Here is a 12,912-nt window from a genome sequence, read left to right as displayed (position 1 = left end):
TTGGGGGCGTTACGGGGGATCCCCCCGTAGAAGGGGTAGCCGATTCTTTAGATGAGGCGCAGGGGGAGACTTCCCCCTCTTCTGACACTTGAATATTTTCTTACATTCCTATAATATGAACTTATTGATTATGACATTTTTTGAAATTTTGTCATATTGAAAGGAGAAGCAAATGGCTAAGAAGTATGCATTTTTGTTCCCGGGACAGGGCGCACAGGCTCAGGGAATGATTAAAGATGTTTGTGAGGCTTTCCCTGAAGCCCGCAAGGTCATTGATGAGATTTCCAAAGTTACAGGAAAAGATATTCCGAAATTGCTCTGGGAAACTGAGCAGACAGAATTAAACAGAAGCGATAACAGCCAGCTTGCAATCACTGCGGCTAGTCTTGCAGTTATGGCAGCCCTCAAATCTAAGGGAATCGAGCCAAGTGCTGCAATGGGATTCTCTCTCGGTGAATTCCCTGCTTTGTATGCCGCTGGAATCCTTTCTTTTGAAGATGTAATTAAAGTTGTTTGCGAGCGTGGTTCAATCATGCAGAAAGTTTGCGAGCAGATTGCAGAAGAAAGCGCAGGAAATGCTCCTGGAATGAGCGCAATCCTCGGTCTTCCACCAGAGAAAGTTGAAGAAATCGCAAATGGAATCGAAGGCGCTTATGCCGCAAACCTCAACAGCGTTAAACAGACTGTAATTTCAGGAACTGCTGACGGTCTTACAAAGGCTGAGGAAGCTGCAAAGGCTGCCGGTGCCCGCCGAACAGTCCGCCTTGCAGTTGCAGGTCCTTTCCACAGCCCTCTCATGCAGCGCGCCGCTGACAATTTCAAGGTTGCTTTGGAGCCATACACATTCTGTGACCCGAAAATCACACTTTTCTCAAACGTTACAGGCAAAAAGGTAACTGAGGGAGCTCCTGCAAAGGCAAGCGCAGTTGACCACCTGACTCACCCGGTTCGCTGGACAGACGAAGAGAAAGTTCTCGCTGACATGATTGGCGAAGACAAAGACAATGAATGGGTAATCCTCGAAGTTGGTCCTGGAAAAGTTCTTTCAGGCCTCTGGGGACAGACAGAACTCGGCGCAACTTTGCCTTGTACATCAGTTAATACTGCTGATGGAATCAACGCACTGTAAAAAAGGAGAAGATTATGTTATTGAAAGATAAAAAAGCACTTGTAACTGGTTCAAGCCGTGGTATCGGTAAGGCTATCGTTGAGGCTTTCATTAAAAACGGAGCTGAGGTCTGGGGCTTGTGCTCTAAGCCAAGCGCTGCTAAAGAAGATTTGGAAAAGCTCGCTTCTGAAAACGGAGTCGCTTTCCACGAGATTTATGCTGATGTCGGAAACGCTGAGCAGGTTACAGAAGTCGTTAAGGCTGCCCTTGCTGAAGCCGGAACATTCGACGTTCTCGTAAACAATGCCGGAATCACACGCGACGGTCTTTCTTTCCGCATGAAGAAAGATGACTGGGACGACGTTCTCCGCGTAAACCTCACAAGCGTATTCCTTATCAGCCAGATTGTTTCAAGCAACATGATCCGCGCAAAGGACAAGAGCTGCTCAATCATCAACATGGCTTCTATCGTCGGTCTTCACGGACAGGGCGGTCAGGTCAACTATGCAGCATCTAAGGGCGGAATCATCGCTTACTCAAAGGCTCTTGCAAAAGAAGTCGGAAGCCGTGGCGTTCGCGTAAATGCAATCGCACCTGGATTCATCGAGACTGACATGACTGCCGTTCTCAAGGACGACATGAAGGCTCAGTGGGTTGAAGGCCTGCCACTCAAGCGCGCCGGAAAGCCAGAGGACATTGCAAATGCGGCCTTGTTCCTCGCAAGTGATTTGAGCACATACATCACAGGTCAGGTCATCGGAGTCGATGGCGGTATGGGCTGTTAAAAAAGCAAAAAAATTTTAGGAGAAAATAAATTATGAGAAGAGTAGTTGTTACTGGATTGGGATGTATTTCACCTTTGGGAAATTCTGTTGATGCAACTTGGGCTGGAATCAAAGCTGGAAAAAGCGGAATCAACACTATCACACATTATGACAATGCAAATTTCAAGGTAAAGTATGCTGCTGAAGTAAAAGACTTCAAAGCTGCTGACTATATGGATTCTTCTGCTGCACGCAAAATGGCTTTGTACACACAGTACGCAGTTGCAGCTGCTAAAATGGCTCTCGAAGATTCAAAATTGATGGGAAATGCTGAGGTTCTCGAAGACGCTGCAGTTTACCTGGGTGTTGGTATCGGCGGTCTCGAAGTTACAGAGAACACAATGAAGGCTTACTTTGAGTCTAACCAGACACGCATGTCTCCGATGACAATTCCTATGCTCATTCCAAACGAGGGTGCAGGAAACATTTCTATGGCATTCGGCTTGCACGGTGCTACACACACAATCGCTACTGCATGTGCTTCTGGTACAGACGCAATCGGTAACGCTTTTGACCAGGTTCGCTCTGGCCGCTACGATGTAATCCTCGCTGGTGGTGCTGAGTCAACTCAGTGTGGTTACGCAAACTTGGGATTCAGCATGCTCCACGCTCTTTCTGCTGGATACGCTGACGATCCTACAAAAGCAAGCCGACCTTTCGACAAAAAACGCGACGGCTTCATCATGGGCGAAGGCTCAACAATCCTCGTTCTCGAAGAATATGAGCACGCAAAGGCACGCGGTGCAAAAATCTATGCAGAGGTTGCAGGCTACGGCGCTTCTTCTGACGGATACCACCTCACAGCTCCAAATCCGGACGGAGTTTGCGGTGCAAAATGTATGACAATCGCAATGAAAGACGCTGGCGTTAAACCAGAGGAAGTTACATACTACAACGCTCACGGAACTTCAACAAAATTGAACGATTCTGGCGAGACAAAAATGCTCCACATCGCTTTCGGTGACGCTGCTCCAAAACTCCACATTTCTTCTACAAAATCAATGACAGGTCACTGTCTCGGAAACGCAGGTTCACTTGAGGCTATGATTTGTGTTAAGGCAATCGAAGACTCATACATCCCTGCTACAATCAACCTCGACGAAGTTGACGTAGAGGGCGGCTGTGACTTGGACTACACTCCAAACAAGGGCTTGGATATGCCAGTAAACGTTGCGATGAGCGCAAACTTCGGTTTCGGCGGCCACAACGGCTGTCTCGTTTTCAAGAAAGTAAACTAAGGGGAGACTTTTATGGAACCATTTACAGATATTGAATCGCTTTTGCCACATCGTAAGCCTTTCCTTTTCGTAGACTCAATCGACAGCTACGATGAGAACGGATGTGTCTGCCACCGAACTTTTACTGACGAGGATTTCTTCTTCAAGGGACACTTCCCTGAGTATCCTGTCGTTCCTGGCGTCATCCTGATTGAGACAATGGCACAGGGCGGCGGTGCTGCTTTGAGCTTGCAGAAAAAGTTCGACGAAGGAAGCCTCTTCTTCCTCGCAACTGTAAACAACGTAAAGTTCAAGCACCAGGTTCGCCCGGGCGACAAAGTCCGCATGGAAGTAACAAACAAGCGCTGCACCAAAAACATGGTAGTCCAGGCCGGCAAAGCATACGTAGGAGAAACATTGTGTGCTCAAGCCGAATGGATGTGTCTGGTTGGTAAGGGTAGCGAGCGTTAAAAAATCGCATGAGATGCGATTTTAGCGAGTCTCGGTGAGAGCTGAGCTCGAACCGCGGGAATTAATCTGCCTGATAAATGCTTGGTTTAATTCTTTAAACTATTGCATAAATATACGAAAATTTTGTATAATTATTACACAGGGGACGACGGCGTTTGGGCGTACGGAGTCCCCTTTATCTTTTGTATTACTTATAGGAGTTATATATGAAAAAAATCGCAATTGTTGCCGCAGTTTTGGCTTCGGTAGTTTCACTCATGGGCTGCAACAAAAAAGCAGAAGCTGGTGAGTTCACTGTTGAAAAGGGCAAGTTCAAAGTCGGTATGGAAATCGGCTACCCACCAATGGAATATTTTGACGCTGACGGAAAAACTCCGATGGGCTTCGACGTTGAGTTCGGAAAGGCTTTGTCTGAGAAACTCGGTCTTGAAGTTGAGTTCATCGATACAGCATGGGACGGAATTTTCGCAGGTCTTGAGACAAACAAATATGATGTCGTTATCGCAGCCGCTACAATCACACCAGAGCGCCTTGAGTCAATGGAATTCTCAAAGCCATACGTTGGAAACGGTCAGACAATCGTTGTAAATGCAGCAAGCGGATACCGCCCAGTTTCACCAAAAGAGCTTGAGGGCAAAACAGTTGCATATCAGGCAGAGACAACTTCTGACATCTTCATGGAAAAACAGGCAAAGGCAGGTCTCAAATTCACTCCTGCTGAATTCGACAAAGTCCTCAACGCTTACGACGAGCTTAAGCTTGGCCGCTGTGACGCTGTTGTTTCAGACGCACTTGTTTTCGCAAATTATGCTGATGATCCTTCTTACGTTTCAACATGGGTTGGTGATGCTGACGAGTATTTCGGTGTTGCAATCCGCAAGGGCAATTCAGTTCTCTTGGACAAGGTAAATGCCGCAATCGATGAAATGAAGGCTGACGGTACATTGAAAAAACTTTACCTCAAAATCTTCGGCTCTGACTTGAGCGACACAGTTAAATAGGATATAAAATGACAGCTTTACAGAAAATTATTGGCTGGATTCCGGCGCTTTTAGACGGCGCAAAAATCACAATTCTTCTCACGCTTACTTCTGTTGCCGCAGGAATTGTAATCGGACTTTTCCTTTCGCTTGGAAAGATGTCAAAGGACAAATTCCTCAAAAAAATCTGTGGCGCATATATTTTCTTCTTCCGGGGAACACCGCTTTTGATGCAGCTGTATTTTCTGTATTTCGGTCTTCCGAAGATTTTCCCGGTTCTTACTTTGCGCAATAAATTCCTTGCCGCTTTCATTGCTTTCGGCCTCAATTCGGGAGCATACATGGCTGAGTACATCCGCGCTGCGATTCAGTCAATCGACAAGGGCCAGAAGGAAGCAAGTCATGCGCTTGGTTTCAACTACTGGCAGACAATGGGGCTCATTATCGTGCCTCAGTCTATCCGCCGTCTTATTCCTGCAATCGGTAACGAGTTCATCATGGTCTTGAAGGACGCATCCCTCGTTTCCCTGATTGCTTTGGAAGACATCACAAAGGTAACACGAAGCATCGCATCATCTTCAGGCAACGAGCTTGTTTACGTTCCTGCTATGATTTTGTACTTGATTATCACCGCAGTATTCTCGGTTGTATTCAATAGAACAGAAAAGCGTTTCAGCGTTTATGAATAAGGTGGGGGAGCAAAAATGAGCATTATTAAAACTGAAAATATCGATGTTTCTTTTGGCGACCTTCATGTTCTTAAGGGCGTTTCGCTTGAAGTTCAACCCAAGGAAGTAGTTTGCATTATCGGACCTTCTGGCGCCGGTAAATCAACTTTCCTCCGCACTTTGAATGGTCTTGAAAAGTTCAGCAGCGGAAAGATTTTTGTTGATGACAATCTTTTGGACGAGTACGCAAACGGGAATCACGTTTTCAAAATGCCCAAAAAAGAGCGGGCTCAGGTCCTTCTTGAAATGGGAATGGTTTTCCAGAGATTCAATCTCTTCCCTCATAAAACAGTTTTGCAGAACGTAATGATTGCGCCTGTTCACGTTAAAAAAGTGAGCAAGGCAGACGCAAAGGCTCGTGCGATGGAACTTCTTGCGCGAGTTGGTCTTGCCGACAAGGCCGATGAATATCCGAGCCGTCTTTCAGGCGGTCAGCAGCAGCGTGTTGCAATTGCCCGCGCCCTTGCAATGGAGCCGAAAATCATGCTTTTTGACGAGCCGACCAGTGCCCTTGATCCGGAGCTAGTAGGCGAAGTTCTTAGCGTAATGCAGGAGCTTGCAAAAGAGGGCATGACGATGATTGTCGTAACCCACGAAATGGGTTTTGCCCGCGAAGTTGCCAACCGAGTTCTTTTCATGGAAAGCGGTTCAATTGTCGAAGAAGGCAGCCCTGACCAGATTTTTGGAAACCCGAAAAGCGAAAGACTTCAGCAGTTCCTTAAAAGCGTCCTGTAAGTCTCAACAAAATTTTAAAATTACTTTTAAAAAGTCGGTAGAGATACCGGCTTTTTTTGTCGATAATATAGAGAATATCTTTTAGAATTTTATGGGACTCGTAAATTGACGGCAGCAGAAAAAACTTTGGACTACGGGGACTTTGTTCCTGCGAAAAAAAAGAATTCTCCAAAAATCGATGAAAGTCAGGGCAGCTTTGTCCGTGTGAACCCAAATGTCACTAAGCTTTCCATCGATGGTGATAAAATCACGCTAGTCTCAAAACTCAGTCCCTTGCCGGAAAAATTTGAAGAGCCGGAAAGCCTTGCACAGCCAGAAAAACCTTCAGAGCCGGTAAAAATCATTGGCGGTGACGACTTTGACTTTGCTGAGCCGGATGCCTTTGTTCCCCGCCGCAGTGATGAAATCAAGAAATTCCTTGCTGATGACAGGCGTTCATTAAGGCTTGAAAAAAATGCGGTCCAGCTGCTTCAAAAGTTCGAGGACAAGGAAAGAAGCAAAGAGCAAAAGGCGGCCAGGGTAAAGCATCCGATTGGCGTTAAGCTGGTCGTAATCATTTCCTTCCTTTTGATTGTGGCAGTCGGCGGCGTAACCTATGCTGTTTCTTTCTTCGTAACTCAGGACACCCGCTCAAATGCCGAGGAAAACAACCTTGCAATCAACAGCCGCACGGCAAGCGACACTGAAAACCGAATCAACTCTGCTGTTTCAAGCGTAACGATGTTCCTGGACTTGATGACCGGGGCCGTAAAGGATGACGACAGCGCCAAGGAAATTGAAAAGCTCTTCTTTGACCGGAATCGGGATATAGTCGCTGTTTATTATTCCCGCGCTGCTGACCGGGGAATTTTACTTGCCAGCAACAAATTCCTCGTCACCCACGAAATTGAAAAGGAAAACGTGCTTTCTTACATTCAGCAGGAAAGTGAAAGCGGCGAAAAGGCCAGAAACGGCTCCTTCGAGATTTTAAATGCGACTCCATTCTTTAATTCTCCGCTTATTTCGATTTTCTGCCCCGCAACTTCTTCTTCCGGCGATGGATTTGTCACCTTCCTTTATTCAACGGAAGGAATCGGCGAAAGTTTTGCTTCGGGCAGCATAAACCAGTCTTTCTTCGTCAACAATGACGGAATCGCCTTGATTCACAGTGACCTTGAAAAAATGAATTCGGGCGTTGATTTGAGTTCCCTCAAAATCGTTCAGGAAATGCTTTCAAGCCCAAGCAGCAACGGTCAGATTCCGTATAAAGATGAAAACGGTGACGAATACATCGGAGCTTTCCACAAACTGGGAATCGGAACCGGCGGCGTAATCACTGTCGTAAAGACTTCCGTAATCCTTGAGGGCGTAAAGCGAATCACTTATCGTAACATCTGCATCATGTTTGCGGTCGTGGCCCTTGCAATCCTCATAATCTACTTCTTCGCAAAATCCCTGAGCAAGCCATTGAAGGCCCTGACCGAAGTCGTCAACGAAGTCAACAAGGGAAATTTCAACACAGAGCTTTTTGACGACCTCAAGCTCAAGCGCAAGGACGAAATCGGTGTCCTTGAGAGAAGTACCAAAAACGAGCGGGAGATTTTGAACATGGTTTCCCGCCTCACGAACAAGGGCGTAACAAAGGCAGTAATCACTAAAAAAATCGACTTTGATCCTCATCTTAAGGACATTACTATTTTCTTCAGCGACATCCGCGGCTTTACTGCAATTTCTGACGGCTTCAAAAACCGCTTCGGCGAGCACAGTGCGGCTGAAATCATCGGCTTCTTGAACGACTACATGAGCCGCATGGTCACCTGCATCAACAAAACCGGCGGCATCGTTGATAAATTTGAGGGTGATGCAATTATGGCCGTCTGGGGCGTTTTGCGTACGGACAGCCTGGACTGGGAAAAAATGAATGAAAATTCAGTGACAAGGCTCACGATGGAAGAGGCCCACCGAGAATACGTTAAGGCGGACGCCCTTTCTGCCGTTACCTGCTGTATCGCAATGCGCTATTCACTGATGAAATACAACAAGGATGCGGCTGCCTTTACCGAAGCTCACAAAAATGACCCTCTTGCAAAGTACAAGCCCCACATCAGGATTGGTGCTGGCTTGAATTCTGGCAGGGCGACAGTCGGCTTCATGGGCTCCTTTGACAAAATGGAATTTACTTCAATCGGCGACTCGGTAAACTTTGCCAGCCGTGCCGAAGCCTCAAATAAACCCTGCGGAACTGACATTCTGATTACACAGGACACTTACGACATCCTCAAAAAAGACTTCATTCGCTGCGAGGAAAACAATTTCATCATCAAACCAGCCAACATTTACAATGAGATTGTCGTCGAAAAAATCCCGGTTGAATTTGAAGTCAAGGGAAAGGGAAAACAGCATTTTTACGGCGTAGTCAATATGCCGAACTTCGATATAGCCAAATTCTTCTCGACAGAGAAGGAAGAATATGAAGTTGACCTTGATTGTGAGAGAGCGGTTGGACCTGCAGGCCCCAAAAACTTGAAGGAAGTGAGGGAACTGCTGGGAATTGATACTCCTGATTTTGAAAAGGTAAATCTGGATGCGGAAGAGAATAAAATTCAAGTCGCTGCTCCGTGATTTTTTTGTAGTCAGCTTCTGCCTTTCGACCGCAGGTTTTTTCGCGTATCTTTTCTGGCAGGATTTGAACTCATTCACAGTCCGTGGTGACAAAGTTGAAATCGGAACAATCTCATTCAAGCACAACGTTGCCCAGCGCAAATTTGACGACCGCGTTGTCTGGGAACGCATTGCCACCGGAACAAAACTCTATTACGGCGACACAATCCGAACGGCTGATCTTGCAGAAGCTGTCCTCATGCTAAGTGATGGCACGGTCATCGATTTGGGCGAAAATACCATGATTAAGGTTGATTTGAATGCAAACGGCGGAGTTGAGCTTTCAATTTCCGGCGGTGACATTCAGATTGACTCGACTACGGCCCGGTCTGGAATCGCGCTAAAACTTGACGACGGCTCGCGGGTAAACGTGGGGGCGGGTTCTTCACTGGCGGCAAAATCAGATTCAGAAAACGGAATCCACAATGTCGAGGTAAAAAGCGGAAGTGCCCAGGTCGTGACCGAAAGCGGCCAGACAGCCGACCTTGCCTTTGGAGAATCGGTCAACGTTGAGAGGGGCAGGGAAATCCAGAAAAATGCAGTTACGGTAATTTATCCGCCAAAAGAACTGAAAATCCTCAACACGAAAGATGAACTTCTTCCTGTCCGCTTCGAATGGAAGTCAATGGACGGCGAGGGAGTTACGATTCAGACTTCATATTCCCGGGATTTTACGAAAATCGTGACCAGCCGGGAAATTTCAAATTCTTCGAGCGCGGAAGTCCGGGTTCAGAACGGAATTCTTTTCTGGCGGCTCTTTTCTGAAAAAACTAAGACGGCCCCGGTCACAGGCAAACTCACAGTCGAAAAGCTTGAGCCAATCGAAGGAATCTCTCCGGCCAGCGCGGCTTCCTTCCGCTACAGGAATAGTCTTCCCCGAATTTCATTCAGATGGAGCGGAAACGAATACGCCGAGCGCTACAGGCTTTTGATCTCTTCAACGGCCGACATGCGCACAATCGTTTCTGACAGCGAAGTCAGCGGAAATTTCTTAGCCCTTGATTCACTTGAGGACGGAGACTACTGGTGGCAGGTCACGCCATACTATTCAATCAATAATCTGGGCTATGCCGGGGCAAGCCAGGCCCAGCCATTTAAAGTCGTAAAGAGCCTGCAGATTCGAAGACCGGAACTTGCGGCCCCTGCTGATAAGACCCAGATTTTTTACAAGGAAAATGTTCCGACAAATTTTATCTGGAAGAGCGAGCTTAAGGATGCTGACTACGAGCTTTCAATTGCCCGCGACTATGATTTTAACAACGTCGTTTATTCAGTAAATACTTCTGAGACCCGCTTTGTGAGGGAATTTTCTCCGGACCAGCTGCGTGACGGAACCTATTACTGGAAGGTTTTGAGGAAATCTGGCGACGCTGAGGACAAAAATCCTGAGTCAGAAATCCGTTCGTTCAGGGTAACGCGGTATGTTCCACAAGATAACAAGCTGCTCTATCCGCCGGAAAATGTTTCTATTGAGGGACCAAAAATTACCAGCACGGCCTTTATGTGGAAGCTTTCGGACGAGTATTCTTCAAAAGCAAAGGCTACAGTCCTTCAAATCTCTTCAAGCCCAAGCTTCACTACAATTCAGATTGAAAGGACGACTTCGGCAACAGTTCTGGACAACATGAATCTTCCGGCCGGAAATTACTGGTGGCGGGTCGGCGTGCGCGATGAAAACGGCGGCCTTACGGGGCTCACTCCAAGCAGGACTTTCACGGTTCTTTCGGAGCTGACTCCGCCTGAAATTCTTTCTCCGGCCCAGAATCAGGAGCTGATGATTTACAACTATGCCCCGGTTTCAGTTTCATGGAAAGACGTTCCTGATGCTGAGTATTATACAGTCAAAATTTGTGATTCAAAGGGCAATCTCATAAAGCAAAAGGAAAATGTCCGCGACACAAGTGCCAGCTTCGTTCTTGAGGACGGAAGTTACACCTGCTCTGTCCAGGCGATTGCCAGTGCGACAAGAATTTCCGTTGCCAACGAAAGGAATTTCTCTGTCCGGGCTCCTTCAACGATTCTGGCTCAGTCACCGTCTAACGGCACTCGAATTGCAGGACTCACAGCCCTCAGAAACCCGGTGATTTTCAGCTGGCTTTCCGGCAAGGACAAGGCAAAGGGCTACAAATTCATCCTTTCGAAGCTGCAGAAAGACGGCTCATATAAAGTCGTGAATACAATCGATACGACAAAAAATACCCTTTCACTCAACCGGCTTACCGAGGGCACTTATTCATGGAAAATTGCCGCCTCAACCATGACCGGAATTCCACTCGATTCAAAGAGCCTGCGTTTTGTGATTGAAACGACACCGGAACTGGCAAGCCCTAGTCTTGAATTTCCTGCCCGAAATTTTGTTATTGACGGCGAATATCTTAAAAAGAACCGGGCGATTGAATTCAGCTGGAAGGAAGTCACCGGGGCAACGGCATATAATTTCCTCCTATATAAAGTGGATTCTTCCGGCGGAAGAAAAGTCATTTACAGCGAAAAAAATACCAAGGCTTCAAACGTCAGAATCAAAAATCTGGCAATTTTCGAAGTCGGAAAATTTGAATGGGCGGTAACTCCATATTCTTACGCAAGGGACGGCTACCTTGAGCAAAAGGGACCTGCTGCCGTCAGTTCTTTCAGGATTGATTTTGCCGCACCGACCAAAGTTGAAGGCATCCAGCCGGGGAAAATGTATGGAAACTAAGACCAGAAACCTGATTCGCCTTTTTCTTTCAATAATTCTTCTCATTCTGGCATTCCCGCTTGCTTCACAGGAAGCCTTTCCTCAGAAAATTGAGTGGAAGTCAAACGCAAATGCCCTGGAATACAAGGTCGAGCTTGAAAATCTTAATACCGGAAAAAAAGAGATTATTACGACTGAAAAAACATCTGCTGAACTTTCCCTGCCTCCTGCCCGCTACCGTTACCGGGTTCATGCCTACGACTTTTTGGGCAAGGAAGCAAGCCTTTCAGCATGGACGAATTTTGAAGTTTTTAAGGCAAGCAAACCAAAAATCAATAAAATAGAAAGAAAATTGCAGGTTCCAAAAGACGGCGGTTCAATTGGAATTTCTGTAGACATCGCTGACGTGAACAAAAATTCAAAATTCGAGCTGGTGAATGAATCCTTGAACGGAATTATCAGCGCGTCGGATAAAATGAACATGGGGCAGAGCAGTTCTGAAACTGACAGCATTTCTCATCTTGATTTTAAGAACGTACCTCCTGGAAACTGGCGTCTTCGTGTCACAAATCCAAGCGGACTTTCTTCGCTCTCTGATATAATCGTTGTCGATGGCGAAAAAATGTTCACCGATGTTGAGGTTGCCCTGATTCGTGAAGAAGCCGTAAAGGAAACTGAGGAAAAAGTCCGCCGTGAAATGGAAGAAAAACTCAGTGCTGAAATCGAAAAGGCGATTGCCCTGCACGATCTGGACAAGGAAAAGGCCGAAGCTGACCGGCTCGAAGCCGAAAAACGGGCCGAAGAAGAGAGGCTTGAAGCGGAAAAGCGGGCCGAAGAAGAGAGGCTTGAAGCTGAGCGGGCTGCCGAAGAAGCCGAAAGACTTGCGGAAATCGCCCGGGCCGAGGAAGAAAAGCGTGCCAAGGAAGAGGCAAAGAGGGCTAAGGAAGAAGAAAAACGCCGCCGCAAGCTTGAAAAGAAAAAAAACGGCTACCAGTGGAAGGATTTTATTCTTGAGGGCGGACTTGGACTTACGATGAGGCTCTATGACGAGTCTTTCAAGGAGTCCTATGATGAGTCATTTTCACCGGCTTTGAATGTCCGAGCCATGTATCTTCCCAAAAAGACTGAATCTCGGAAAATCGGCCTGGAAGTCTGCTATTTCAATCAAAAATTCACGCATGAGACGAATTTCTTGGCTGCTGAGTTGATTTCTAATGTGTTTGATGCGAAAATTGTATGGCAGCAAAAGCTTGTGCCTGCCATGTATTTGCAGTTAAAGGGCGGGGCTGGAATAAACATGCTCCAGAAAAGCATTTCTTATTCTTCCTCTTATCTGGCGAGAACTGCTTCGGATGACGCGACCTATTATTATCCTCTTGCGGCCGGAAACCTGTCAATTTTCTGTAATGCCTTGAAATTCATTGTCTTTGAAGTCGGGGCTGATTACAAGCACGTTTTTGCAGGTTCTTCTGCTTTTGGAATGGTTACGCCTTACGCCTGTGCAGGAATAAGATTTTAAATTAATAAAAAGG

The 12,912-nt window shown here is 46.6% G+C and carries 10 protein-coding genes; all 10 read left to right on the top strand.

The genetic code is table 11. From position 1 onward, the window contains the following. The first annotated feature begins 172 nt into the window (after nucleotides 1-172). The 10 genes from HNP76_RS09445 (at nucleotide 173) to HNP76_RS09400 (ending at nucleotide 12,899) form a co-directional block, all read left to right on the top strand. A complete protein-coding gene (locus tag HNP76_RS09445) occupies nucleotides 173-1,129 on the top strand; it encodes an ACP S-malonyltransferase (protein ID WP_184659832.1) in 957 nt (318 codons plus the stop codon). A gap of 14 nt (nucleotides 1,130-1,143) precedes the next feature. Beyond that, nucleotides 1,144-1,893, top strand: a complete 750-nt coding sequence (gene fabG, locus HNP76_RS09440; RefSeq protein ID WP_184659830.1) for a 3-oxoacyl-[acyl-carrier-protein] reductase — start codon at nucleotides 1,144-1,146, stop codon at nucleotides 1,891-1,893. Nucleotides 1,894-1,925: 32 nt separating this feature from the next. After that, nucleotides 1,926-3,170 carry a beta-ketoacyl-ACP synthase II gene (gene fabF, locus HNP76_RS09435; RefSeq protein WP_184659828.1) on the top strand — a complete coding sequence of 415 codons (1,245 nt, stop codon included), beginning with the start codon at nucleotides 1,926-1,928 and terminating at the stop codon, nucleotides 3,168-3,170. A 12-nt stretch (nucleotides 3,171-3,182) separates the two neighbouring features. Next, complete coding sequence (gene fabZ / locus HNP76_RS09430) at nucleotides 3,183-3,620, top strand: 3-hydroxyacyl-ACP dehydratase FabZ (RefSeq protein WP_184659826.1); 438 nt, start codon at nucleotides 3,183-3,185, stop codon at nucleotides 3,618-3,620. A 206-nt stretch (nucleotides 3,621-3,826) separates the two neighbouring features. Beyond that, complete coding sequence (locus tag HNP76_RS09425; protein WP_184659824.1) at nucleotides 3,827-4,621, top strand: ABC transporter substrate-binding protein; 795 nt, start codon at nucleotides 3,827-3,829, stop codon at nucleotides 4,619-4,621. Between the two features lie 8 nt (nucleotides 4,622-4,629). Further along, entirely contained in the window at nucleotides 4,630-5,289 is a 660-nt protein-coding gene (locus tag HNP76_RS09420; RefSeq protein WP_184659822.1) for an amino acid ABC transporter permease, read from the top strand. A gap of 15 nt (nucleotides 5,290-5,304) precedes the next feature. After that, nucleotides 5,305-6,063 (top strand): amino acid ABC transporter ATP-binding protein, encoded by a 759-nt coding sequence (locus HNP76_RS09415; RefSeq protein WP_206173037.1) that lies wholly within the window; start codon nucleotides 5,305-5,307, stop codon nucleotides 6,061-6,063. 105 nt (nucleotides 6,064-6,168) lie between these two features. Then, on the top strand, nucleotides 6,169-8,664 hold the full coding sequence (locus tag HNP76_RS09410) for an adenylate/guanylate cyclase domain-containing protein (RefSeq protein ID WP_246462608.1): 2,496 nt from the start codon (nucleotides 6,169-6,171) through the stop codon (nucleotides 8,662-8,664). Next, nucleotides 8,627-11,401: a FecR family protein gene (locus HNP76_RS09405; protein ID WP_184659820.1), complete on the top strand. Its 2,775-nt coding sequence runs from the start codon at nucleotides 8,627-8,629 to the stop codon at nucleotides 11,399-11,401. Before HNP76_RS09410 ends, HNP76_RS09405 begins: the two co-directional genes overlap by 38 nt. Next, nucleotides 11,391-12,899, top strand: coding sequence for a hypothetical protein (locus HNP76_RS09400; RefSeq protein WP_184659818.1), 1,509 nt, complete (start codon nucleotides 11,391-11,393; stop codon nucleotides 12,897-12,899). Before HNP76_RS09405 ends, HNP76_RS09400 begins: the two co-directional genes overlap by 11 nt. The last annotated feature ends 13 nt before the right edge of the window (nucleotides 12,900-12,912 follow it).

The sequence above is a fragment of the Treponema ruminis genome (assembly GCF_014201975.1).
In the GTDB taxonomy this organism is placed as follows: Bacteria; Spirochaetota; Spirochaetia; order Treponematales; family Treponemataceae; genus Treponema_D; species Treponema_D ruminis.
This window is presented reverse-complemented; position numbering and strand designations above follow the sequence as displayed.